Annotated in this window: 21 protein-coding genes; 12 read left to right on the top strand and 9 right to left on the bottom strand. The window is 74.6% G+C overall.

The genetic code is table 11. The annotated features are described in order from the left end of the window. The 5 genes from BCD48_RS32835 to BCD48_RS32855 form a co-directional block, all read right to left on the bottom strand. On the bottom strand, nt 1-549 hold a 549-nt coding region (locus BCD48_RS32835; protein WP_198543490.1), incomplete at its 3' end, for a gamma-glutamyltransferase. Then, nucleotides 546-1,028 (bottom strand): VOC family protein, encoded by a 483-nt coding sequence (locus BCD48_RS32840; RefSeq protein WP_312622716.1) that lies wholly within the window; start codon nt 1,026-1,028, stop codon nt 546-548. The genes BCD48_RS32840 and BCD48_RS32835, both read right to left, overlap by 4 nt. 159 nt (nt 1,029-1,187) lie before the next feature. Further along, on the bottom strand, nt 1,188-1,766 hold the full coding sequence (locus BCD48_RS32845) for a (2Fe-2S)-binding protein (protein ID WP_157910594.1): 579 nt from the start codon (nt 1,764-1,766) through the stop codon (nt 1,188-1,190). After that, a complete protein-coding gene (locus BCD48_RS32850) occupies nt 1,759-2,562 on the bottom strand; it encodes an FAD binding domain-containing protein (RefSeq protein ID WP_071052279.1) in 804 nt (267 codons plus the stop codon). The genes BCD48_RS32845 and BCD48_RS32850 overlap by 8 nt, the downstream gene beginning before the upstream one ends. A 1-nt stretch (nt 2,563) precedes the next feature. Next, nucleotides 2,564-4,915, bottom strand: a complete 2,352-nt coding sequence (locus BCD48_RS32855) for a xanthine dehydrogenase family protein molybdopterin-binding subunit (RefSeq protein WP_071052280.1) — start codon at nt 4,913-4,915, stop codon at nt 2,564-2,566. A gap of 583 nt (nt 4,916-5,498) precedes the next feature. Between BCD48_RS32855 and BCD48_RS52610 the strand changes: the two genes are divergently transcribed. From BCD48_RS52610 to BCD48_RS32875, 4 genes are all read left to right on the top strand, one after another. Continuing rightward, on the top strand, nt 5,499-6,140 hold the full coding sequence (locus tag BCD48_RS52610) for a GntR family transcriptional regulator (protein WP_071052281.1): 642 nt from the start codon (nt 5,499-5,501) through the stop codon (nt 6,138-6,140). A 270-nt stretch (nt 6,141-6,410) separates the two neighbouring features. Beyond that, on the top strand, nt 6,411-7,646 hold the full coding sequence (locus BCD48_RS32865) for a glycosyltransferase family 4 protein (protein WP_071052304.1): 1,236 nt from the start codon (nt 6,411-6,413) through the stop codon (nt 7,644-7,646). Beyond that, nucleotides 7,643-8,812: a lysylphosphatidylglycerol synthase transmembrane domain-containing protein gene (locus BCD48_RS32870; protein WP_083419563.1), complete on the top strand. Its 1,170-nt coding sequence runs from the start codon at nt 7,643-7,645 to the stop codon at nt 8,810-8,812. Before BCD48_RS32865 ends, BCD48_RS32870 begins: the two co-directional genes overlap by 4 nt. 67 nt (nt 8,813-8,879) lie before the next feature. Next, nucleotides 8,880-9,827 (top strand): sulfite exporter TauE/SafE family protein, encoded by a 948-nt coding sequence (locus tag BCD48_RS32875; RefSeq protein WP_071052283.1) that lies wholly within the window; start codon nt 8,880-8,882, stop codon nt 9,825-9,827. Nucleotides 9,828-9,851: 24 nt separating this feature from the next. Here BCD48_RS32875 and BCD48_RS32880 read toward each other — a convergent pair whose 3' ends face one another. Further along, complete coding sequence (locus BCD48_RS32880; RefSeq protein ID WP_071052284.1) at nt 9,852-10,367, bottom strand: DUF779 domain-containing protein; 516 nt, start codon at nt 10,365-10,367, stop codon at nt 9,852-9,854. A gap of 123 nt (nt 10,368-10,490) precedes the next feature. Continuing rightward, on the bottom strand, nt 10,491-12,014 hold the full coding sequence (gene adh / locus BCD48_RS32885) for an aldehyde dehydrogenase (protein WP_071052285.1): 1,524 nt from the start codon (nt 12,012-12,014) through the stop codon (nt 10,491-10,493). Between the two features lie 192 nt (nt 12,015-12,206). Between adh and BCD48_RS32890 the strand changes: the two genes are divergently transcribed. From BCD48_RS32890 to BCD48_RS32910, 5 genes are all read left to right on the top strand, one after another. Then, entirely contained in the window at nt 12,207-13,517 is a 1,311-nt protein-coding gene (locus BCD48_RS32890) for a sigma-54-dependent transcriptional regulator family protein (RefSeq protein WP_071052286.1), read from the top strand. 156 nt (nt 13,518-13,673) lie between these two features. Beyond that, the gene (locus BCD48_RS32895) at nt 13,674-14,270 is read left to right on the top strand and encodes a sulfite oxidase-like oxidoreductase (RefSeq protein ID WP_071052287.1); all 597 of its coding nucleotides are present in this window, start codon (nt 13,674-13,676) and stop codon (nt 14,268-14,270) included. Nucleotides 14,271-14,282: 12 nt separating this feature from the next. Continuing rightward, nucleotides 14,283-15,044: a ferredoxin reductase gene (locus BCD48_RS32900; RefSeq protein ID WP_491677189.1), complete on the top strand. Its 762-nt coding sequence runs from the start codon at nt 14,283-14,285 to the stop codon at nt 15,042-15,044. A gap of 182 nt (nt 15,045-15,226) precedes the next feature. Further along, complete coding sequence (locus BCD48_RS32905; protein WP_071052288.1) at nt 15,227-15,430, top strand: hypothetical protein; 204 nt, start codon at nt 15,227-15,229, stop codon at nt 15,428-15,430. 139 nt (nt 15,431-15,569) lie between these two features. Then, nucleotides 15,570-16,241, top strand: coding sequence for an O-methyltransferase (locus tag BCD48_RS32910; protein ID WP_071052289.1), 672 nt, complete (start codon nt 15,570-15,572; stop codon nt 16,239-16,241). A 45-nt stretch (nt 16,242-16,286) separates the two neighbouring features. On the opposite strand, the gene BCD48_RS32915 is transcribed toward BCD48_RS32910, so the two are convergent. Further along, nucleotides 16,287-17,153, bottom strand: coding sequence for an MBL fold metallo-hydrolase (locus tag BCD48_RS32915; RefSeq protein ID WP_071052290.1), 867 nt, complete (start codon nt 17,151-17,153; stop codon nt 16,287-16,289). After that, complete coding sequence (locus BCD48_RS32920) at nt 17,150-18,238, bottom strand: cyclic nucleotide-binding domain-containing protein (RefSeq protein ID WP_071052291.1); 1,089 nt, start codon at nt 18,236-18,238, stop codon at nt 17,150-17,152. Before BCD48_RS32920 ends, BCD48_RS32915 begins: the two co-directional genes overlap by 4 nt. A 337-nt stretch (nt 18,239-18,575) precedes the next feature. Here BCD48_RS32920 and BCD48_RS32925 point away from each other — a divergent pair, with 337 nt between their 5' ends. The 3 genes from BCD48_RS32925 to BCD48_RS32935 all read left to right on the top strand — a co-directional run bounded on the left by BCD48_RS32925 (nt 18,576) and on the right by BCD48_RS32935 (nt 23,538). Beyond that, the gene (locus BCD48_RS32925) at nt 18,576-20,117 is read left to right on the top strand and encodes an adenylate/guanylate cyclase domain-containing protein (protein ID WP_241842179.1); all 1,542 of its coding nucleotides are present in this window, start codon (nt 18,576-18,578) and stop codon (nt 20,115-20,117) included. A 144-nt stretch (nt 20,118-20,261) separates the two neighbouring features. Beyond that, nucleotides 20,262-21,026, top strand: coding sequence for an ABC transporter ATP-binding protein (locus tag BCD48_RS32930; RefSeq protein ID WP_083419565.1), 765 nt, complete (start codon nt 20,262-20,264; stop codon nt 21,024-21,026). A 7-nt stretch (nt 21,027-21,033) separates the two neighbouring features. Further along, nucleotides 21,034-23,538 (top strand): ABC transporter permease, encoded by a 2,505-nt coding sequence (locus BCD48_RS32935; protein WP_071052293.1) that lies wholly within the window; start codon nt 21,034-21,036, stop codon nt 23,536-23,538.

Consider the following 23,538-nt stretch of genomic DNA (forward strand, 5'->3'; position numbering starts at 1 on the left):
GGCGAGGCCCGGCAGCCGCAGCCGCGTCCCCGGCGCGAGCGGCCCGTCCGCCGGCCGGTAGCGGCAGCCGTCGGGGGCATGGGCCCGCAGCAGGTCGTCCGCCTCGGCGGCAAGCGCCGCGCACAGCGTCGACCAGGCGACCCCGCGCTCGGCGAGCTGGATGGCCGGAGTGGTCAGTCGCTCGAGGCCGAGGCGGCCGAGACCGGCAAGCGCCGCGTATCCGGCGGGCGCGCCGGGGACGCCGACGGAGGGCCCGCCGGTCGTCGCCTGGCCCGCGAGCCCGGCCGCGGCCGGGCCGATCGCGAGCAGGGCACGTGGCCGGTCCCAGCCGGGCAGCCAGGCGAGCGCCACCAGGTCGCCGGCGAGGCCGCATTTCGGCGGCATGAGGACGGTCTCGGCCAGCGCCGCGGTCACCGCGGCGTCGACGGCGGTGCCGCCGTCGAGCAGGGCCTGGCAGCCGAGGACCGCCGCGGTGCGGGCGCCGGCACCCACGACGCCGCGGGCGCCGAACACCGCGACAGGCGTCGTGGGCGCGGCGGCGATGGTCATGACGGCCTGATCGCCTGGTTCGGGCCGTAGGAGATCCCCTGAGTGGGCCCGTAGTGACGGAGTTCGATGACGTTGCCATCCGGGTCGGTGACGTAGACCAGGTCAGCCTCGCCGCGCGCGCCCCAGCGCCGGAAGGGACCGGCGATCTTCCCGAACTCCCCGGACTCGACCAGCGTGTACGCGTCGAAGGGCTCGACCTCGAGGCAGAAGTGCGCGAGGTTCTCGCCGGTTCGCTCGGCGCGGCCGTCGAGGTCGATGACGACGCCCGGTCGCACCTCGACCGACGGGAAGGGGACTTTGCCCGCGCGGTACTCGTCCACCCGCAGCGGTCGGAGTCCGAGCCTGCCGGTGTACCAGTCGAGCGACCGCCAGACATCGGCGACATACAGCACGATGTGATCAAGGCCGAGGACCGATATGACGCGCGATGCGTTCGTGCTGGTAGGAGCGCTGACCATACGGATACTGTATCCGTACATTTGTTACCGATTGTGATGGGCTTTGTTAAGCGTCTGTGACGAATCCCCAGTTCACGCCTGTTTTCGGGCATTTGTGGGCCGGGCCTCGGTGGCTTGGGTACGGCTGGGTCGGCCTCGGGGCATGTCCAATGGATACAAACTGACGGGTCGGTCGGGTGGTCACGGCCGGTCCAGGGTGGTGTCGGTGCCCGCGAGCGGCGGCCGGCCCGCCTCGGCCTCCGCGTCCGCCATGGCGGCCGCCGTCGCGACGACGGCGGAGACGATCGCGGCGTACCCGGTGCAACGGCACAGATGGCCGACCAACCGCTCACGCACGGCGTCCGGGTGGGCGAGCGCGGCCGGGGCCACCCGCAGGGCGTGGGACAGCGCGACGACCAGGCCGGGAGAGCAGTACCCGCATTGGGTGGCGCCAGCCGCCGCCAGCCGGGCGACCAGCGCCGGGTCGGCGGCGGTGCGCGCGGTCGCGACCGCCGCTCCGTCCGCCCGCCCGGCCGGCACGAGGCAGGCCGGGACCGGTGAGGCGTCGAGCAGCACGACGCAGCTGCCACAGTTTCCCGCCCGGCAGCCGGCGGGCACCGGCGCGCCCGCCTCGTCGAGCACGTCCAGCAGCGAGGCACACAGCGGCGCTTCGAGAGCGTGGCCGGTGCCGTCGATCTCCAGGCGCACGGTGACCCCGGGCTCCGCCACGGCCGTCGTCGCGGTGGTCATGGTCGCGTCAGTCATGATCGCGTCAGTCATGGTCGGGCCTCCCATGGCAGCGTCGGTGGCAGCGGCGGGCCAGCGCGCGTACGGCGGTGGCCAGGTACGCCGGGTCCGCCTGGCCCGCGGGTGCGTCCGCCGGCAGTCCGGCGGCGGCCGCCGCGGCGAACTCCTCGCCCGCCCCCGCGTCGAGCAGCAGGCGCTCGGCCGCCGCGCGGCGGGCCGGCACCGGCGCCGTCACGGTGACGATGTAGACCCGGGGCCCGTCGTCGAGCAGTGCGACGGCGACGGCCGCCAGCGTCGGCGCGGCGGCGGGCCGCACGGCCACCCGCGCGTAGGCGAACCGGTGTGGCACGGCGACCGTGAGCGCCACGGCGAGCTCCGCGGCCTCGGCGAGCCTCCCCGGCACGGTGACCAGCGCCGGGACGTCGACCGTCCGGCGCGCGCCGTCCGCGTGCGCGACCTCCACCTCGCCGGCGAGCGCCGCGAGCGGCGCCGCGAGGTCGTGCGGGCGCTGGAAGAGATTCCCCAGCGCCGTCGCCCTCGCGCGCACCGCCGGTGTCGCGAAGCCGCGCAGTGGCAGGCGGTCCGGGCCAAGCGTCGGTTGCGCGGCCAGGCGTTCGGCGGTGACCAGCGGCCCGAGCCGGATCCGGCCGGCCGCCTCGTCGAGCGCCGCAACGTCCCGGACGCCGGCCAGGTCGAGCAGCGCGGCCGGCGGCCGCCCGCCGGTGGCCAGCGCCGGTGTGGCCGCCGTGGCGCCGGCGAGGACGAGGGCCCCCGGGTGCTCGGCGCGCGCCGACAACGCCTCGGTGAGCGTGGCGGGACGCAGATACACGTCAGACCCCCACCGCGTGCGGCACGGCGACGGGCTCGGCGAGCAGGTCGGCCGGGGCGGCGGGCACGGCCGCGACTGGACGGCCGCTCGCCGCGCGCAGCGCCGCCGCCACCGCGGCCGGCGACGAGGCGAGCGAGCCCTCGCCGACACCGCGGATCCCATGCGGCAGCCGGTCGTCGGGGTGCTCGATGACCACCGGGACGATCTCGGGAACGTCGAGCGCGGTCGGGACCAGATAGTCGGCGAACCCGGCGGCTGTGGCGACGCCGTCGGCGTCGACGCGTATCTCCTCGGTGAGGGCGAGGCCGGCGCCCTGTGCCGCGCCGCCGACGAGCTGGCCGGCCAGCTGCGTGGGGTTCACGGCCCGGCCGACGTCCTGGGCACCCACGAGCTGGACGAGCTCGGCCGTGCCGAGCTCGGGATCCACGTCGACGACGGCACGGTGCGCGGTCAGCTGGAACGTGATGTGGATGTCGCCGCGGCCGGTCGCCGGGTTGACCGGCTCGGTCGCCGGCAGGGTGTACGACTCCCGGACCTCCACGGTCTCGTCGCCGAGCACGGCGGCGAGCAGATCGGTCAGCGGGCCAGTCGCCGGCCACCGGCCGTCCGGTCCGCCCGCGGCCGGCCAGCAGGGCAGGCCGTGCGCGTGGGCACGGGTCGTGAGCTCCGCCAGTAGCCTGCTCGCGGCCGCGGCGGCCGCGCCGCCGGAGGCCATGGTCTGGCGGCTCGCCTTGCTGCCGCCGCTCACGGGCGCGTCGGTGCTGGGAGCCTCGGCGCGCAGCGGGACGGGGCCGAGCTGCTCCTGGACGATCTGGCGCAGCGCGGTGCCGATGCCCTGGCCGACCTCCGGCGCCGCGCTGACGATCGTCACACCGTCCCGGTCGGCCCGCAGGACGATCCCGGCGCTGTCCGGCCGGCCGTCGCCGAGCCCCGCGCTCTTGATCCCGAGCGCGACCCCGACCCCGCGGCGCCGCCCCGGCGCCACCGGCCTCGCCGGCATCGGGGTCGCGAGACAGGCAGCCAACACCTCGGCGGGACCGGCTGTCCCGACGAGCGGCTGCCCCGACGTCGCGAGCGGCTCCCCGGGCACGAGCAGGTTGCGTCGGCGCAGATCTACCGGGTCGACGCCCAGCTCGCGGGCCAGCAGGTCGACCGTCGACTCGATCCCGAACGAGGCCTGGGTCGCGCCGAAGCCGCGCATGGCGCCCGCGACCGGATTGTTCGTCCGGACAGCGGTGGTCGTGACGTCCACGTTCGGGACCTGGTACGGGCCGGCGGCGAAGAAGTGCACGATCCCGACGACCGGGGTGGACGTGCTCGCGTACGGGCCGCCGTCGAGCACAATGCCGGCCCGCAGCGAGACGAACGTGCCGTCCGGGCGTGCCGTCAGCTCGTAGTCCATGATCGCTGGGTGTCGGCTCGGATGCGCCTGGAACGACTCGGCGCGCCCGTAGACGGCCCGGACGGGCGCGCCGGTGAGCACCGCGGCCAGGCAGAGATGGATGTGCAGGGTCATGTCCTCCCGGCCGCCGAACGCGCCGCCGACCCCGGCGAGCTCGACCCGGACCGCCTCGGGCGGGACGCCCAAGGCGGCGGCGATCTGGTCCCGGTCGTGGTGCAGGTCCTGGGTCGCGACCCACAGCCGGACGCCGCCGCGCCCGTCCGGCACGGCGAGCCCCGCCTCGGGCGCCAGGAACGCGGGGTCCTGCCGGCCGGTCCGCCAGCGGGCGCGCACGGCCACCGGGCCGCGCGCGCCGTCGCCGTGGCGCAGCCGGCGCCGGAAGATGACGTTGGGGCTGACGGCGCCGTCGGCCGCGTGCGCGCCGTGGACGTCGCCGCCGGGCGCCGCGTGCGGGTGGCCCGCGGGCACGACGGCCGGCGCGCCTGGGGCGAGCGCGGCCAGGGGGTCGACGAGCGGCGGCAGCGGGCGCAGCAGCGGGCGCACCAGCGCGGCCATCCGCCGCGCCGCCCAGGGAGTGGTCGCGACCGCGAACGCGATCGGCTCGCCGTGGTGGCGGACCTCGCCCTCGGCGAACACCGGCTGGTCGCGCACCTTCACCCCGACCAGCCGGGCGCCGGGCACGTCGGCCGCGATGATCACCCGCATGGCGCCGGGCACCGCCAGCGCCGCCGCGGCGTCGACCCCGAGCAGCTCGGCTCTGGCGACCGGGGAGCGGACGGTGACGCCGTACAGCTCGGCCGGCGCCGTCACGGCGGCGTTCTCGCCGGGGCTGTCGGCGGTGGCTCCGGCGTGTCGCGCCTGGTCACCGAGGCGAGAGGGCGCCCGGCGCCCAAGGACGTCGCGTGCGCGCAGGTCGGTCGCGTATCGGAACCGGCCGGTGAGCTTCGCCACCGCGTCCGCCCTGGTGTCCGGTGCTCCGATTCCAAAAGTGGCCCGGGCGGCGTGGGCAGGCGCCGCCTCACCGGTCGCCGTCTCTGGGCCCTGTCCGGCGCGACCCGTGGGTCCGGGTGGCACGGTTCCGCCTCCTTCGCTCGTCCCGTTGCGTCGCCGCCGCTCGCGTCGCCGCGGAGGTCCTTGGGGACGGCACGCGGGGCCGCTGTGCGGAGGTCCCGCCGGCCCCCGCCAGAGATGTGTCACCTTGGGTGATTGTTCGGGATACTGTATCCGTCACGGTCGCGTCGGACTACCGTGCGGGGGCGACTGGCGCGGGCCTGACCGTAGCCGCGAAAGATTACGGATACGTGTCAACGATGGTGCGGGCCAGGGGAAGCCGGGTCTCGTCCCGCCCACTTGCCTGGCCGTGCCCAGGAGAGTGGGCGGCCGGGGCTGGCCCACGTACTTGTATCCAAATGGCATACTCGCCTGGCCGGCTGGTCGGCACCGGGTGCTGGCCGGCCGCGTCAACGGAGTCGTCTCCGGCTGCGCGAGGCTTCGCCGTCGTCGCTCAGCCTTCGGCGGTCGTGGGGAGGACACGTTGTCGATCGGGGAGAGCCACCGTCCGCTGCGGGACACGGTGCTCGACGAGCTGCGCGGGCGAATTCTGGACCGCAGGCTCCCGCCCGGCACACGGCTGACCGAGACGTTCACGTCCGAGCTGCTAGGGGTGTCCCGGCTACCGGTCCGTGAGGCGTTTCGCCGGCTGGAGTCGGAGGGGCTGGTCGAGGCGCTGCCGCGCCGTGGAGTGCGCGTCGTCGAGCGGCCCGTGCACGAGCTGGCGACCATCCACGAGATCCGGGTGAACCTGGAGCTCATGGCCGTGCGGCGCGCCGCCGCCCGCCACGACGCCGAGACGGTGGCCGCGCTCGAACGGCTGCTGGCCGACGGTGCCGCCGCGGCCGCCGACGGCGACAGGGCGGCGCTCGAACGACTCAACGGCGAGTTCCACGATGTGCTCGCGCGCGGCTCCGGGTCCCGGGTCCTCGCCGACGTGCTCCGCTGGGTGCGCAACCAGTCGCACCACCTGGCCGGCGGCTGGGTCAGCCCGGCCGACCTGTCCTGGGAGGAGCACGCCTCGATCGTGCGGGCGGTGCTCGCCGAGGACGCCGAGATGGCGTCGCTGCTCATGCGCCGCCACCTGGAGGCGCGCCACGCCGTCCAGGCCGCCGCCGTAAGCTGACGCGGTCTGGTCAACCGCCTGGTAGACCCGCCGAGCGGCCGTGCCGGCGGCCGGCTGGCGGGTGGCGGGTGGCGCACGTCCGCACGGCCAGTACCACGACCAGTACATCGCGAGACATGCCACAAGGTGGTACTTGAGGTACGGGGTATCTTCCGGTATGTCCGACCTGGCGGTACCTGGGCCCGTCCGCCAGCCGTCCTCCAGTCAACGCGGACAGGTCGCGTCGTCCGCCCGAAAGGCGGCCGACAGCCGATGTCCACGCACCGGTCGATGCATCGCACTCTGATCGTCGCGGACAAGTTCCCGCCGGTGCTGGGCGGGATCCAGACCTTCGCCTACGCCTTTGCCGCGACGCTGCCCGCGGACAAGGTCCTCGTCGTCGCGCCGCCGCACCCCGACGCGCCCAAACTGGACGCGGACGCGCCCTTCGAGATCATCCGGCATCCGGCGGCCCGGCTGCGCCTGCCCGGGGTGGGGCCCGTCATCGGCCGGATCGCGCGTGCCGAGGGCTGCACCGCCGCCTGGTTCCCGGCCGGCACACCCCGCGGGATGATCGCCCCCGCGCTGCGCCGAGCAGGCGTGGAATGGGTGGTGTCGTCCACGCACGGGCATGAGTACGGATGGTCGCAGCTTCCGTACGGCTGGTCCCTGGTACGGGCGATCGCCTCGCGGGCGGACGTCGTCACCCACCTGACCGACGTGACCCTGCGCCGCCTGCGCAAGGTCGCGCCCGCCGGGACCCGCTTCGAGCGGCTGACCGGCGGCGTCGACGTCGAACGGTTCCAGCCCGGCGCGGGCGGCGAGGACATCCGCCGCCGGAATGGCTGGGGCGACCGGCCTGTTGTGACCTCTGTCGCCCGCCTGGTGCCGCGCAAGGGCCAGGACGTCTTGATCAGGGGGCTGCCGTCGGTGTTGCGTGACCATCCGGACACGCTCCTGGTCGTCATCGGCCGGGGGCGCAACGCGGGCCGGCTGCGACGACTGGCGGCGAGCGCCGGGGTCAGGGAAAATGTGGTCTTCGCGGGCGCCGTCCCCGAAGGGGACCTGCCCGCGTACCTGGACGCGGCGGATGTGTTCGCGATGCCGTCGCGGCCCGCCAAGCTTGGACTGGACCTGGAGGGACTCGGACTGTCGTCGCTGGAAGCCGCCGCGGCGGGCAAGCCGGTGATCACCGGCGCCGCTGGGGGCGCACCCGAGGTCGTGATCCCCGGTGAGACCGGGCTGGTCGTCGACGGTACCGATGTGTCCGCGGTCGCCCGCGCCGTCGGCGAGCTGCTCGCCGACCCGGACCGCGCCCGCCGCATGGGCGCGGCCGGCCGCGAGTTCATGACGTCGGCCTGGACCTGGGAGTACCTCGGCGGCCGGCTCGCCGCGCTGCTGACCGGCCCGTCGTATGCCTCCGTCCTCGCGGGCGGCCCAGCACCGGGGCCCACCCGGCCATCCCCGGCTCCCCTGCCGACCGCTCCGTCCTCGCCGCGCCGCACGGACGGCGCGACGGCGCGATGAGCGAACCAGCTGAGCGAGAGGACGCGCCGGCGCCTGCGTCGGCGACGATTCTGCTCGAGTCCTCGTCGCCCGAAACCCAGCCTCCAGAATCCCCGTCTTCAGAAGTCCAGCTGCTGGAGGTCCAGCTGCTGGAAGTCCAGCTGTCAGAAGTCCAGCTGTCAGAAGTCCAGCTGCCGGAAACCCCGCCGTCCGGGACGGAGCTGCCCGAGACGACGCCCGCGAGCTCGCCGTCGGCGGCGAGGTCCCGCCGGTCTCGGCGGATCATGGCTGCGCTCAGCATCGTCGCGCCCGCCGTGGGCGCGACGTGGCTCGGGACCCACCACGAGGAACTGCGGGCGGCCTTCCTGGCCTGCAAGCGGGCCGACGGCGAGTGGCTGCTGGTCGCGGTGGTGGCCGCGTGCGCGACCTACTTCGCCGCGGCGGCGAGCATGAAGGGCGCGGTGACGCGCAAGCTCCCGTTCGGCCAGCTGCTCGCCATCCAGATCGCCGCGATCCTGCCGAACGTGCTGGTGCCCGCCGGCATGGGCGTCGCCGCCCTGCAGACCCGTTACCTGCTCCGGCGCGGCCTGACGATGGCCGAAGCCGTCGCCTCGACCGCCGCGAACGCGACGGCCGGCGCGATCCCGCATGCCCTGATGTTCGTCGTGCTCCTGTTCGCCGGGGCGGTCCCGCTGCCGCACCTCGCGTTCGGCGGGAGTACTCGCTACTTCGTGGTCGCCACCGTGGCGGCGGCGTTCGTGGCGGCGTGCGTGCCCAAGGTCCGTCGGGCCGTCGGCCTGGGGGTACGCCGGCTCGTCGAGCACCGTGACCTGCTGGCCGGCTCGGGCAGCACCAGGCGGGCTGTGCTGCTGTGGGGAGGCTCGATCGCGATCCCGATGCTGCACGCCGCGACGCTGTGCGCGATCGCGGCCGCGCTGCACGCACCGCTCGGCCCTGGGAAGATCATCGTGGTCTACCTGGTGGCGAGCGCGCTGTCGGCCGTCATCCCGTCGCCCGGTGGCTTCGGCGGGCTCGACGCCGCCCTGACCGCGCTGCTCACCGGCGCCGGCGTGCCCACCGCGACGGCGATCGCCGCCGTCCTCGGCTACCGCCTGCTCACCGCCTGGCTCCCGCTGGCCCCCTCCGCGGCCGTCTGCGGCGTCCTCATCCGCACCCGCGTCATCTGACGAGATCTGACGAGTTTGTGAGCCGGGCACAAGGCGGGTCCGCGCGCGGGGCCGGAGGGTCTGGGGCGTGAACGGGATCGACGCGCTGCTGACGGCCGGGGCCGGCCTGCTGGCCGGTGGCGTCAACGCGATCGCGGGCGGCGGTACGCTGATCGCCTTCCCCGCGCTGCTGGCCGCCGGGGTGCCGGCCGTCACCGCCAACATCACCTCATCGGTCGGGCTGGTCACCGGCTATGCGGGCGGCGCGCTGGGCTACCGGCGCGAGCTCGCCGGCCAGACGGCGCGGCTGCGTGCGCTCGGCCCGGCCGCGATCCTCGGTGGCGCCGTCGGCGCCGTGATCCTGCTGGTAACGCCCAAGGGCGCGTTCAAGGCGGCCGTCCCGTTCCTCGTCCTGCTCTCGTGCGCGCTGCTGGCCAGCCAGACGAAGCTCGCCGGCGTCGTCGCCCGCCGCCGTGCGGCCAGGACCACCGTTCCGGCGACGGTAGGGGCGCCTGCCACGGCCGACGCGGCGGCTCCGAGCACCCCGCCAGGTGGCCCCACGGCCGGCGCGGCGACGGCCACCGTGGAGACCACCGCCACTGTGGAGACCACCGCCACTGTGGAGGCCGCCGCCGCCGAGGCCACCACGTCGGCGGCGGGCGCGCCCGCCGCGCATCCGGTCACCTGGCCCACGCGGGTCGGGATCTTCCTTGCCGGCGCCTACGGGTCGTACTTCGGGGCCGGTCTGGGCGTGCTGCTGCTCGGCGTGCTCGGGATCCTGCTGGTCGACGACCTACAGCGCACGAACGCGCTCAAGACGCTGCTGTCGTTCATCGTCAACATCGTCGGGGTACTGATCTTCCTCGCGAGCGCCCAGGTCGCCTGGGCCTTCGCCGGCATCCTCGTCGTCGCCTCGGCCGTCGGCGGCGTGCTCGGCGCCCGGGTCGCGCGCCTCCTGCCCGCCATGGTCCTGCGCGCCGGCGTCATCACCCTCGGCGTCGTCGTCGCGGTCGTCCTGTTCGTCCGCGGCTTCTGACTCTGACGGCCGTCCCTGGCCGGATCACGAGCGGGGCCGGCGCGCGGGTTCAGGCTCCGCCAGCGGGCCGCGCTGAGGTGGCCCGCTGGCCTCGAGGGCCTCGGCCTCCTCGTCGGTGAACAGCCGGGACCTGGTCAGGAAGCGGTAGCCCTCGGGCGCCTCGAGGCTGAACCCGCCTCCGCGGCCGCGTACCAGGTCGATCGTCAGCCGGGTGTGCGCCCAGTACGCGAACTGGGCGCCGCCGATGTAAACCGGCACGGTGGTGCCGGAAGGCGCCGAGGCGGCGGCGACGCCGGGCGGGTCGGTGGAGCCGCCCCAGGCAGCCGGGTCGGCGAGGCACGCGGGGTCGTCGAGGTCGAGGACGCCGAGCAGGACGTCGTCGGCGCCGACGAGGAACTCCCCAAGGAGGTAGCACATCGGCGACGACCCGTCGCAGCACCCGCCCGACTGGTGGATCATCAGTGGCCCGTGCGCGGAGGTCAGCGACCGCAGCATCGCCGCCGCCGCCGGCGTCGCGTCCACCCGCAGTACCTGACCCATGGCGACCTCCCATGCCTCGCCGGCTCCGTGTTCCGGTCCCCGTCGGCCCCGCCCCGCGGTCATTGCCCGGAGCCGGCCGGGTCCTTGCGCACCGGCCGGCTCCGGGTGCCGGTGGTGGCGGAACTAGAAGAAGCCCATCGCCTTCGGTGAGTAGGAGACGAGCAGGTTCTTCGTCTGCTGGTAGTGGTCGAGCATCGCGCGGTGGTTCTCCCGGCCGATCCCGGACTGCTTGTATCCGCCGAACGCGGCGTGTGCCGGGTAAAGGTGGTAACAGTTCGTCCAGACGCGTCCGGCCCTGATCTCCCGGCCGGCGCGGTAGGCCGTGTTCTGGTCGCGCGTCCACACGCCGGCGCCCAGGCCGTAGAGCGTGTCGTTGGCGATCGTGATGGCGTCCGCGAAGTCGTCGAACGCCGTCACGGCGACGACCGGGCCGAAGATCTCCTCCTGGAAGATCCGCATCCCGTTGTCGCCGGAGAAGATCGTCGGCTGGATGTAGTAGCCGCCCGACAGGTCGCCGCCGAGCTCGGCGCGCTCGCCGCCGAGCACCACGCGGGCGCCCTCCTTCCTGCCGATGTCGATGTAGGAGAGGATCTTCTCCAGCTGGTCGGTGCTCGCCTGTGCGCCGATCATGGTGTCGGTGTCCAGCGGGTCGCCCTGACGGACGGCCTTGGTCCGAATCGCGGCCGCGTCGAGGAAGTCGTCGTACATCGAGCGCTGGATCAGCGCCCGGCTCGGGCAGGTGCACACCTCACCCTGGTTGAGGGCGAACATCGTGAAGCCCTCGAGCGCCTTGTCGTGGAAGTCGTCGTCGGCGGCGGCGACGTCGGCGAAGAAGATGTTCGGGCTCTTGCCGCCGAGTTCCAGGGTGACCGGGATGAGGTTCTGGCTGGCGTACTGCATGATCAGCCGGCCGGTGGTCGTCTCGCCGGTGAAAGCGATCTTCGCGATCCGCGACGACGAGGCGAGCGGCTTGCCGGCCTCGACGCCGAAGCCCTGCACGATGTTGAGGACGCCCGGTGGCACCAGGTCCTTGATCAGGTCCCAGAGCACGTTGATGGACGCGGGTGTCTGCTCGGCGGGCTTGAGGACGACGGCGTTGCCGGCCGCGATGGCGGGCGCGAGCTTCCAGACGGCCATCAGGATCGGGAAGTTCCACGGGATGATCTGCCCGACGACGCCGAGCGGCTCGTGGAAGTGATAGGCGACGGTGTCCGCGTCGAGCTCGGACAGCGTGCCCTCCTGCGCGCGGATCGCGCCCGCGAAATAACGGAAGTGGTCGATCGCCAGCGGGATGTCGGCGGCGAGCGTCTCGCGGACCGGCTTGCCGTTGTCCCAGGTCTCCGCGACCGCCAGCCGCTCGAGGTTCTGCTCCATCCGGTCGGCGATCCGGTGCAGGACGAGCGCGCGCTCGGCGACCGAGGTGCGGCCCCAGGCGGGTGCGGCGGCGTGCGCGGCGTCCAGCGCGAGCTCGACGTCCTCGGCGGTCGAGCGGGCGACCTCGCAGAAGGTCTCGCCCGTGACCGGGGTCGGGTTCTCGAAGTACTGGCCGCGGACCGGCGGCGTGTAATCGCCACCGATGACATTGTCGTACCGCGACGCGTAGCTGACGGCGGATCCGGGTTGGCCTGGACGGGCAAAGACGGTCATCGCGCGCCCTCCTGGGTGGAGATCATCGAACGGTGAGGACGCTAGCCGCGGCAACGTTGCAAACCCGTTGCCGCAGGTGTGCCCGCCGGCGGGCACACCTCGGTGCCAGAGGGCGCTGGCGCGCCGGTGTGCGCGGCGTAGTGTGACCTCCGTCATAGTGCTCTGGGTGGCGGGGTCGGCGTGGCGGAAGACATGGGGCGTGTCGCCCGGCGGGCGCGGGAGTCGCTGGCCGCCGGCGACGCCCTGCCCGCGGGCGCCGTCCGGGCGCTCGGGCGCTCGGTCCGGCGTGCCGTCGTCGACTCGTGGCGCCGGTCGTGCTCGTTCGGCGTCGACCCGGAGCGCAACATCCCACCCATCCGGCTCGCCGGCGACGAGCTGGCCGCCGCGCGTGCCGCGCACCCGCTCGCCGGTGTGCTGCCGCTGATCCGCGGCCTGCTCGGTGATGAGGCCGGCGCCGAGGAGCTGATCGTCGCCGTCAGCGACGCCCAGGGCACCCTGCTGTGGGTCGAGGGTGACCACGCGGTGCGCGGGCGTGCCGAGGACATGGGGTTCACGGCCGGTGCGGGCTGGGACGAGGCGCATGCCGGCACGAACGCGCCGGGGCTCGCGCTCGCGATCGACGGACGTGCCCAGGTGGCGGCGGCCGAGCACTGGGTGAGCACGGTGCGGTCGTGGAGCTGCTCGGCCAGTCCGGTCCACGACCCGGTCGACGGGCGGCTGATCGGCGCCGTCGACGTCACCGGCGACAGCCGCGCGGCCGAGCCGGCCGTGCTCGCGCTGATCTCCGCGACGGTCGCCGCCGCCGAGCGCGAGCTGCTCATCCAGCGCCTGAGGCACCCGAACCGCGGGGCCGCGGATGCCGAGCCCAGGTACGGCGACCCTCGGGGCACGGGCGGCCCGGCCGGCCGGGCCCCTGCCGGTCGGACGAGGCTCGAGGTGGTCTGCCCGGACGCGCCCGCGCTCGTCGTCGCGGGGCGTCGGATGGCGGTGACACCGCGGCACGCGGAGCTGCTCCTCCTGCTCGCCGAACATCCGGACGGGCTGAGGGCCGACGAGCTGGCCGCGGCGGTCGACGAGCGCGTGCTCGACCCGGTGACCGTGCGCGCCGAGATGTCCCGGCTGCGCCGCGTCATCGGGCCGGGCCTGGTCGACTCCAGGCCCTACCGCCTCGCCGGCCCGCTGGAGACCGACGTCGCCGACCTGCGCCGTCTCCTGGCGGCCGGGGACCACGCCGGCGTGCTCGACCGCTGGCGGGGCCAACTGCTGCCTCGTTCGACGTCGCCCGGCGTCGCCGTGCTGCGCGACCGGCTGCGCGCCGAGGTCCGCGCCGGGCTGCTGCGCCGCCGCGACCCGGCTCTGCTGCTGCGGTGGGCCGAGGGCCCGGCCGGCGAGGACGACGTCGGCCTGTGGGCGGCCTGCTGGCACCTCCTCCCGCCCGGCCCCGACCGCGACCGCGCCGTCGCCCGCCTGACCATCCTCGACCGCGACCTCGCCGCCCGCTGACACGCGCGGACGACGCCTCGTGAGCTCCGGCCCGGCCCGCCGGATCTCGCGCCTCAGCCGTGGGCTGGGCGGTCGTGGGTCGGATCACATCGCCGGTCGGCCTCTCGGGCGCGGTTGCGCGCCTGGCGCCGTCGGTGCCGTGGTACCTGTAGGCGTATGGGGATCATCTCGCCCGGCTTCCAGGGCCGGCGTCGTTCCAGTCCGACGCTGCCCCCCGGCCAGTACCTCGAAGAGGACTTCCCGGTCCTGTCGGCCGGGCCGACGCCGCGCGTCCCGCTGGACCGGTGGCGGTTCACCATCACGACCGAGACCGGTGAGGAGTACGCGTGGACCTGGGACGAGCTCCAGGCCCTGCCTCAGGAGACGCCGACGGTCGACATCCACTGCGTCACCCGCTGGTCGAAGCTGGGTACCGAATGGAAGGGCGTCTCGCTCGACGTCCTGTTCGCCGACGTCGAGACGGCCGCCGACTACACGATGATCCACTCCTACGGCGGTTACACCACGAACCTGCCGCTGGAGGACCTGCTCGACGGCCAGGCGTGGATCGTCCACACGTTCGATGGCGAGGACCTGGACCCGGAACACGGCGGCCCGGCCCGGCTCCTCGTCCCGCACCTGTACTTCTGGAAGTCGGCGAAGTGGGTTCGCGGCATCCAGCTCCTGGTCGAGGACTCGCCGGGCTTCTGGGAGGCCGCGGGCTACCACGACCGCGGCGATCCGTGGCTCGAGCAGCGCTACCAGGGCGACTGAGGGGAAGGCCCTGTGACTGTCGGCCCGACCCGGGTCGCGACCCGGATGGCCTGGCGGGTTGGTCGGCTCGCCGAGGTCGTCGACGAGACGCCGACCGCCCGCACGCTCGTCCTAGACGTGCCCGGCTGGCCGGGGCACCTCGCCGGCCAGCGGGTCGACATCCGGCTGACCTCCGAGGACGGCTACCGCGCCTCGCGCGCCTACTCGCTCGCCGCCCCGGCCGACGGCGACCGGGTGGAGGTCACCGTCCAGCGGGTGCCGGACGGTGAGGTGTCGCCCTACCTGACCGAGGTCCTCGCGGTGGGGGACCCGGTCGAGCTGCGCGGCCCGGTCGGTGGCTGGTTCGTCTGGGACCCGGCCAGCCCGCCCGACCCGGTCCTGCTCGTCGCCGGCGGCTCAGGGATCGTCCCGCTGATGGCGATGATCCGTGCTCGCCGCGCGGCGCGTAGCCGGGTCCCGTTCCGGCTGGTCTACTCGCTGCGCGGCCCCGGCGAGACGTACTACGCGGCCGAGCTGCGCGGCCGCGGCCCCGAGGACGGCGGCCTCGACGTCGCCTATGTCTACAGCCGGTCCGTCCCGGAAGGCTGGCGGACGCCACCCCACCGGATCACCGACGCGGACCTGGCCTCCGCCGGCTGGCCCGCCGAGTTCGCCCCCACCTGTTACGTCTGCGGCCCCACCGGCTTCGTCGAGACCGTGGCCGACCTCCTCGTCGCCCAGGGACACGACCCCGCCCGCGTCCGCACGGAACGCTTTGGCCCTACCGGCCGCTGACGTCGCCCGGGGCGCCGGCCGGCGGGGCTGGCGAGAGGGCCTGCCGTCGGATTTCTTACCTGGAAGGTTCTTTACCGGTCCTTTCTCGATCGCCCGGCCCGGCCGTGCCTACGCTCCAGCCACCTTGCCGCGAACGGGACTGTGCACGCCCCCGGCAGTCAACTGGGAGGACGGGCGGCCACATGGCAAAGACCGGACGATCCGAGAACTGGCGCGCCGAGACGGCGTGCTTTCTCGTCGTCTTTATCGGGTTGCAGACGATCGCGATCCTGTTCGTCGAGGACAGCGAAAGCCTCTGGCAGGACGTCGTGGCCGCCGCTGTCGTCGCGGTGATCGCGCGCGGCGTGACATGGCTGGCCTTCGGCCGTCGCCGGGCACGCCCCTGAGCGATGCATCCAGCGGCTCGTCGGGCCACGCGGTGGACGGCGGCGGTAATCACGCTGGAGATGTCCGAGGCGCCGGGGGAGAGTGGGACGCGAGGGCCGTGACGGGGACCGGCGAGGCGACTCGGGAAGGCAGGGCCGGATGACGCAGGAGCTGTGGAACGCCGTCGACGACTACTTCGAGGGGCTGTTGGTGCCGGCGGACCCGGTGCTGGCGGAGGCGCTGCGGGCGAGCGACGCCGCCGGGCTCCCGGCGATCCAGGTGTCGGCGAGCCAGGGCAAGCTGCTGCAGCTGCTGGCGCGGACCGTCGGGGCACGCTCGATCCTCGAGGTCGGCACGCTGGGCGGCTACAGCACGATCTGGCTGGCGCGGGCGCTGCCGGCCGGCGGCCGGCTCGTCACGCTCGAGGTGGACCCGGCACACGCGGCCGTCGCCCGCGCCAACGCCGAGCGCGCGGGCCTCTCGGACGTGGTCGACGTGCGGGTCGGGGCGGCGCTGGAAACCCTGCCGAAGCTCGCCGCCGAGGGTGGTGACCCGTTCGACCTGGTCTTCATCGACGCGGACAAGCCGAACAATCCTGGCTATTTCGAGTGGGCGCTGAAGCTCGCCAGGCCCGGAAGCCTGATCATCATCGACAACGTCGTCCGCGGCGGCGCCGTCGCGGATCCCGACAACACCTCGGCCTCGGTCGTGGGGACGCGCCGCGTCCACGACCTGATCGCCGCCGAGCCGCGCGTCAGCGCTACCGCCGTCCAGACCGTGGGCACCAAGGGCTACGACGGCTTCACCCTGGCCTTCGTCACGGGCGAGTAGCCCGCCCGTCGGGCCGGCGGCCGCGGCGTCCCCATCCCCGCACGGTCAGCCGGCGTGGACGGGCGCCGCGGCCGGCTGGCCGCACCAGATCACCTCGCCCTCCCTGCCGAGGCTCACCGTCGGGCCGTCGCCGCCGTTGGAGCCGTCGGCGGCGAGCCTGGCCGCGAGCGCGTCGAGGTCGGCGTCGGTCCGGCCGGGGGAGTGGTGGATCAGGACCAGCGACCGTACCCGGCAGTCCCGCGCGAAGCGGATCGCGTCATCGATCGTCGAGTGGCCGTAGGCGTCTGCCGCGGCCCGGTCCCCGAAGCCGTTCGAGGCGTCGTGCAGCAGCAGGTCCACGCCCGCCGCCAGCGCCAGCGCCGCCGCCGTGGGCCGGCCCGCCAGCGCGTGGTCGGGCAGGTAGGCAAGGCTTGTCCCGTCCGCGCTGACCCGGTACCCGAAAGTGCGGCCGCCCTTGTGCGGGACCTCGGCCGCCGTGACCGCGAACCGCGGCGGCACGGTGAGCCGGCCCGGGCGCACGAGCCGGGCGTGCCACTGCCCGCGCAGGCCGGAGATCCCGATCGGGAAGCTCGGCGGCGACATCGACCGGGCGAGCAGGCTGGCCGCGCCGCGGCCCCGCTGGGCCGGCACCCGCAGGTCGACCCGCGCGTCCGGCCGGTCGAGGCACCGGGTGAACGGCAGTCCCTGCGTGTGGTCCCAGTGCAGGTGGGTCAGCAGGACCGTGCCCCGGAACGGCGCCGGCCCGAGCAGCGCGTCGAGGTTGCGGGCCCCTGTGCCCGCGTCGAGTAGCAGCGTCGGCCCCGGTTCGCCCGCCGCGGTGACCGCCACGCAGGAGGTGTGGCCGCCGTAGCGGGCGAAGGACTCGCCGGGTGCCGGCGTCGACCCGCGGACCCCGAGCAGGTGCACGTTCACGCGGTCACCGATTCGCGGCGCGCCGCCGGGGTCGCCGCCGAGACCGCCCCCCGTGGACCGGTCTCGCCCGGCGCGCCGTCCCCCTCCTCGCGGCGGTGCCCGCGGGCCAGCTGCGCGAGGGCCGCGAGGTCGACGGCGTCCCTGCCGGCCCTGGCGACGCGCACCGCGGTCAGCGCGGTCAGCGTGGCGGTCCGCAGGCCGCCCTCCAGCAGCGAGCGCTCGCCGACGATCGCGCCGGGGCCGACCTCGGCGATCCGCGTGCCGTCGACGTCGACACCGAGCACCCCGTCGAGGAGCAGGAACAGCGCGTCGCCCGGCGTGCCCTGCCGGACCAGCTCGGTGCCGGCCGCCAGGTTGTCGACCTGGGGCCGCCTGCCGGCCCGCATGATGTGGTGGGACAGCTCCCGTTCGAGGGCCGTCTCGGCGGCGACCACCAGCGCCGGCGAGTCCTCGTCGCCCCACGGCGTGTGCCGCCACGAGGGCTGCGAGGTCCAGCTCGACCAGTCGGTGATCCCCGACTTGAGCACCAGGTGGCCGGCGGCGTCGTAGACCCAGTGCCGGGGGAAGGTGCTCGCGCCGACCAGGTCGTACTCGGCCCGCCCGTCGGCGAACAGCGTCAGCGACAACGTCGACCAGGTGACCGGGCTCTGCAGCCGGAAGTAGGGCGGCCGCGCGGTCTGGCGCGGCAGCGGGAGCGCCGTGCGGCCGCCGCCCGTCTGGGTGAACCGCACCCAGCCGTCGCCCACGACGGGCTCGGCCTGGATGTCCGGCATGGCCACACCGGCGAACGTCGCGCCGAGCCCGCCGAGGCGGACCGTCGTCGATCCGGTCACCGCGCCGCCCGTGTAACGGAATGCCAGCAACTCGCCGTCGTCCCCGAACGTCGCGGCCGCCGAGAGGCGGTTGGCGAACCGGAACCGGTCCGCGCCGCGCAGCGCCTCGAAGTCGTCGATCTGGGCCGGCAGCGGCTCGTCATAGTGGCTGACCCCCAGCGAGAAGGGGACCTTCCCGAATCCCCGGATAGCCTCCGACGGAATCCAGGACAACGACATCACGCTCGACTCGACCACCCGTGTTCCCATCATGCCCTCCGAATGAAAATGTGTGGCAGGCCTTTTCTGAAATCCCGCCGTCCCGTTGATGCGGTCAGACGTTACGGACGGGTCCATGCGTCGCCGAGGGCGTCAGCCGCTTGTTCCGCGCGTGGCAGCACCCCGCGGGCCGGGTGCTGCCGGCGCGGGCCGACCACGCGCGACGCTCTGACCAGGGCGAACTGGGCGGGACGTGGGCGGATTCGCGGCGGCTGGCGGCCGGCCGCCGGCTTTCTGTGTGGCCGGCACCCGGGCCGCCGGGTGCTAGCACGCCAGAAATGCCGTGCTGATCTCCTTGGCGTGCCGGGCCGGATAAGGCTGAATGGTCGCCATGGAACCGATCACGGTACTGCTCGCCGATGACAACCTCATCGCGCGGGAAGGTATTCGTGCGCTGCTCGGCACCGACCCGGCCGTGCGCGTCGTGGCGGTCGCGGCCGATGGCGACGAGCTGGTCCGGGCGGCGTTCGAGCTGCGCCCGCAGGTCGTCGTGACCGACATCCGGATGCCGCCCACCTTCCAGGACGAGGGGATCGCCGGCGCCAAGGAGGTCCGCCGCCGGCACCCGGGCACCGGGGTGGTGGTGCTGTCGCAGTTCGACGACCCCGAGTACGCGATCGCCCTGCTGGCCGACGGTGCCGCCGGGTTCGCGTACCTGCTCAAGGACCAGGTGGGCGACTCGGACCGGCTGTCGAGGGCCATCCGGGAGGTCGCGACCGGGGGCTCGATGCTCGACCCGCAGATCGTCGCCGCGATGCTCTCGCCGGTGGCCCGGCGCGGGGAGCTGACGGCCGAGCAGGAGAACCTGCTCGCCGACATGGCCGCCGGCCGGCCGGTGAAGGCGATCGCGGCGGCGCGCCGGCGCACCCCGGAGGCGGTGAACGGCGAGATCGAGGAGATCTTCCTGCGGCTGGCCGAGGGCGCGAGCGCCGGGCGGCGCGGCGCGCTGCGCCGGCTGCGGCTGCTGCACACCGCGCTGCTGCGCCGCGAGGAGCAGGGGGAGACGCTGTCGCGGCTGCTCCCGTCGGGGCTCGCCGAGAAGCTGCGCACCGACGCGGGCGCCGCCACCGGGCGCACCGAGCGGCTCGAGGTCACGGTGCTCATGTCGGACGTCCGCGGCTATTCGACCATCGCGGAGTACACCGACCCGGCGGTGCTGGCCGGCCAGCTCAACGCCCACCGCCGCGAGATGAACGCGGCGATCCTCGGCCACGGCGGGACGGTGATGCAGTACGTCGGCGACGCGGTGATGGCCGTGTTCGGCGCCCCGTTCGCCCGTCCCGACCACGCACTGGCGGCCTGCCGCGCGGCAGGCGCGATGCACACCCGGCAGGCCGGCCTCGACCAGGCCTGGGCCGGGGACGGCCTCGAACCGTTCGGGCTCGGCATCGGCGTGTGCAGCGGCCCGGTGGCCGCGGCGCTGCTCGGCAGCGAGGAACGGCTGGAATACACCCTGGTCGGCGACACCGTGAACCTCGCCCAGCGGTTGGAAGACCTCGCCCGGCCCGCCGGGACGACGGTGATCAGCGACGCGACCGCCGCCGCGCTGCGGGGCCACGCGGAGTTCGACGTCTGGGAGATGCCGGCGCGCACGGTCAAAGGCCGCACCACCCCGGTACGCCCATTCCAGCTGCACCCGCCTCGCCCTAGAACGAGTTCTCCAGGCCCCGACGTGGCCGATTTCCCGCGCTTGGTGGAATGCACCACGCCGGTTGGCGCTCCCATGGCAGATTCCCTGCCAGTGGGGGCAGCCAGTGCACCGGGCGGGCTCGCCGCCAGGCCGGCCGCCGGGGGGAGAGCGAGCGTTTCCGGCCGCGGCCGCCGGTGGTGGCCCGGCCGTGGCCGGGGTGATTTCCCGGTGCGCGACGCGTAACCGGCGCGGCCGTTTCCCGTACCGCGGGGGCGGGCCGGGCTCGTCGGAAACCGCCGGCGCGTCGTCGGCGGGCAGAGAAACGGCCGCGCATGCCGGCCAGGGAGAGAAACGCCGGCGCGTGCCGGCTGGGGGGAAGGAACTGACGTGACGACCACAGACCTGCTCGGCGGCGGCGGGCCGGAGCCCGCCGCGGGCACCGCCACGGATCCCGCGGCGGTTACGGCCGGCGGCACGGACGCGGCGCCGGTCGTGCGGCTGCGAGGCGTCCGGCGCACCTTCGACGCGGATCTCGCGCCGGTGCGGGCGCTGCGCGGCGTCGACCTGGACGTCGCGGCCGGCGACTTCGTCGCCGTCACCGGCCCGTCCGGATGCGGCAAGTCGACCCTGCTGAACGTGATCGCGGGCCTGGAGACCGTCGACGACGGCACGGTCGACGTCGCCGGCGACCGGATCAGCGAACGCGACGCCGACTGGCTCGCCCGGTTCCGGCGCCACCACGTCGGCATCGTCTTCCAGTTCTTCAACCTCATCGACGGCGTGTCCGCGCTGCAGAACATCGTCCTGCCGGCGTCGATCGGCGGGATGCGCCGGCGCGCCGCCGAGTCCAGGGCCCGGGACCTGCTTGACCTGCTCGGCCTCGCCGACCGGGCCGACCAACTGCCGTCCACGCTGTCCGGTGGCCAGCGCCAGCGGCTCGCGATCGCGCGGGCGCTCGTCAACTCCCCGACGCTGCTGCTGGCGGACGAGCCGACCGGCGCGCTCGACAGCGAGGGCGGGCTGGAGATCCTCGAACTGTTCCGCCGGCTGCACGCCGACGGCCAGACGATCATCGTGATCACCCACTCCGCCGACGTCGCGGCCGGCGCGCGGCGGGTTGTGCCGATGCGCGACGGCCGGATCGCGGGGTAGGGCCGCCATGACCACGACACCGCGGCCCGGTATCGCGGCCGCTACCACGCGCCGGCCGCCGAGGCCGGGGCCACAGGGGGGCTCCGGCCCGGCGGCCGGCGCGTGGCAGCCGGTTGGAGCGTGGCTGCGGCTGGACCTGCGGCGCCGCTGGCTGTCGCTGGTCATCCTGGCGCTGCTGGTCGCGCTCGCCGCGGGCACGGTCATGGCCGCGGCGGCGGGCGCCCGCCGCGGCGGCTCGGCCCTCGACCGGCTGCTGGCCGTCACCCTGCCCAGCGACCTGCTGCCGACGACCAACTTCCCGGGCTTCCCTTGGGAGGCGGCGCGGCGCCTGCCCGACGTGGCGGCGATGGGCGCGTTCCGGCTGTATGACGGCCCTGCTGTCATTATTGAAGGTCACCCTGAGGTCGATCTCACCCTGCCCGCGGACCGTGAGTACTTCCAGACGGTCGAACGCCCGGTGGCCCTGCACGGCCGGCTCGCGAACCCGGACCGGGTGGACGAGGCCGTCGTCGACGAACGTTTCGTCGCGGCGACCGGGCTGACGGTGGGGGACTCGGTGACCGTGCGGTTCGCGACCCGCGCCTCGTTCGAGGTCTATGCCGGCTCCCGGGACCCGGCCGCGCTGTCGTACTCAGACCTGCGCCCGAAGCTCACGATCGTCGGCGTCGGGAAGTGCTTCTGCTACGGCACGCCGGATGACCCGGGCGGCATCGTGTCGACCTACGCGTTCACGCGGGCTCACTGGGACGACGTCCCCGACCCGAGCCCCGAGCCCATGGTGGCCGCCATGGTCCGGCTGCGCGACGGCGCCGCCGGGGTGCCGGCCTTCCAGACCGAGATCAACAAGTTGGCGGGCCAACCGGTCGACGCCTTCGACGCCGGCAAGCTCACCGCGGACTACCGCGCCACCACCTCGTTCGAGGCGCTCGCGCTGGCGGCGTTCGCCCTGGCGGCGTTCCTGGCGGCCGCGGTGCTGGTCGGGCAGGCGGTGGTGCGGTTCGTGATCGGCGCGGCGGCGGATCTTGATGTGATGCGCGTGCTCGGCCTGACGACGCGGCAGGCGACCATGGCCGCGGCCGCCGGGCCGGTGCTGGCCACCGTCGCGGGCGTGCTGGCCGGGGCTGGCGGGGCGGCGGCGGTCTCGCCGCTGTTCCCGATCGGCGCCGCGGCCTGGGTCGAGCCAGCGCCGGGCTTCCACCTTGACCTCGTCGTGATCGGCGCGGTGGCCGGGGTGACGGTACTGCTGGCCACGGTGGTGGCGACGACGACGGCGTTCACCGCGCTGGTGAGCGGCACCCGCGCGGCGCGGCCGCGCCGGTCCGCCGCCGCGCGACTGGCCTACCGTCTCGGCCTTCCGGTCCCGGCGGTGGTGGGCACGCGGTTCGCGCTCGAGCCGGGACGGGCGGGCGCGGCGGTGCGCCCGGCGCTGGTCGGCGCGGTCGCCGGTGTGCTCGGGGTGCTGGGCTCGCTGACCTTCCAGGCCGGGGTCGCCGACGCGGCGGCCAACCCCGCGCGGTTCGGCCAGACCTTCGAACTCGTCGCGTGGACAGGGGACCAGAGCGTGGATTACGTGCAGGGCGCCGACTACGCCGAGTTCGTGCGCACCATGACCAGCGATCCCGACGTGGTGGCGGTCAACAACAGCCTGGTCGGCGTGGCGCAGGCGGCGGGGCGGTCGGTGACGCTGTACAGCCTCGACCCCCTCGGCGACCGCCCGCTGTCGATCCCGCCGCTGTCCGGCCACCTGCCGACCACGGCGGGCGAGATCGTGCTGGCGCCGGGAGCGGCCCAGCGGGCCGGCGTCTCGGTGGGTGACGTCGTCACCGTCGCCGGGCGTGACCCTGCGGCCGGCACGCCGATGCGGGTGACCGGTCTGGCGTTCGTCCCCCAGGACTCGCACACCGACTACGACCAGGGCGGCTGGGTGACCGCGGCCGGTTACCACACGCTGTTCGAGAAGGACTTCAAGTACCACGAGCTGCACCTCGAGACGCGGCCAGGCCGCGCGGCCGCCGTGCGTGACCGGCTCAACGCGGCGATCGGCGCTTCCGACGCCGTCCAGCTGATGTCCGACGCGGCGCCGATCAAGGCGCAGGCCCGGTTCCGAGGCATCGCCGACCTGCCGCGTTTCCTGGGGGTCTTCCTGGGCCTGCTCGCCGTGGGCGCGGTCGGCCACGCGCTGTTCGTCGGGGTACGGCGGCGCCGGCATGAGGTCGCGGTACTACGGGCCCTGGGCACGACCCGGTGGCAGGCGCGGGCGATCGTGCTGACCCAGGCCGCCGTCATCGTGGTCGTCGGCCTGGTCGTCGGCCTGCCGGTCGGCGTGCTGCTCGGCCGCGCGCTGTGGCGGGCGGTCGCGACGAGCACGCCGCTGATCTACGCGCCGCCGGTCGCGGTGTTGGCGCTCGCACTCGTCGTCCCGGCCGTGATCGTCACCGCGGGCGCCCTGGCCTCTGTCCCTGCCCGGCGCGCGGCCCGCCTGCGCGTGCCGGACGTCCTGCGAGCCGAGTGA

This window comes from Pseudofrankia coriaricola, assembly GCF_001854805.1.
GTDB lineage: Bacteria > Actinomycetota > Actinomycetes > Frankiales > Frankiaceae > Pseudofrankia.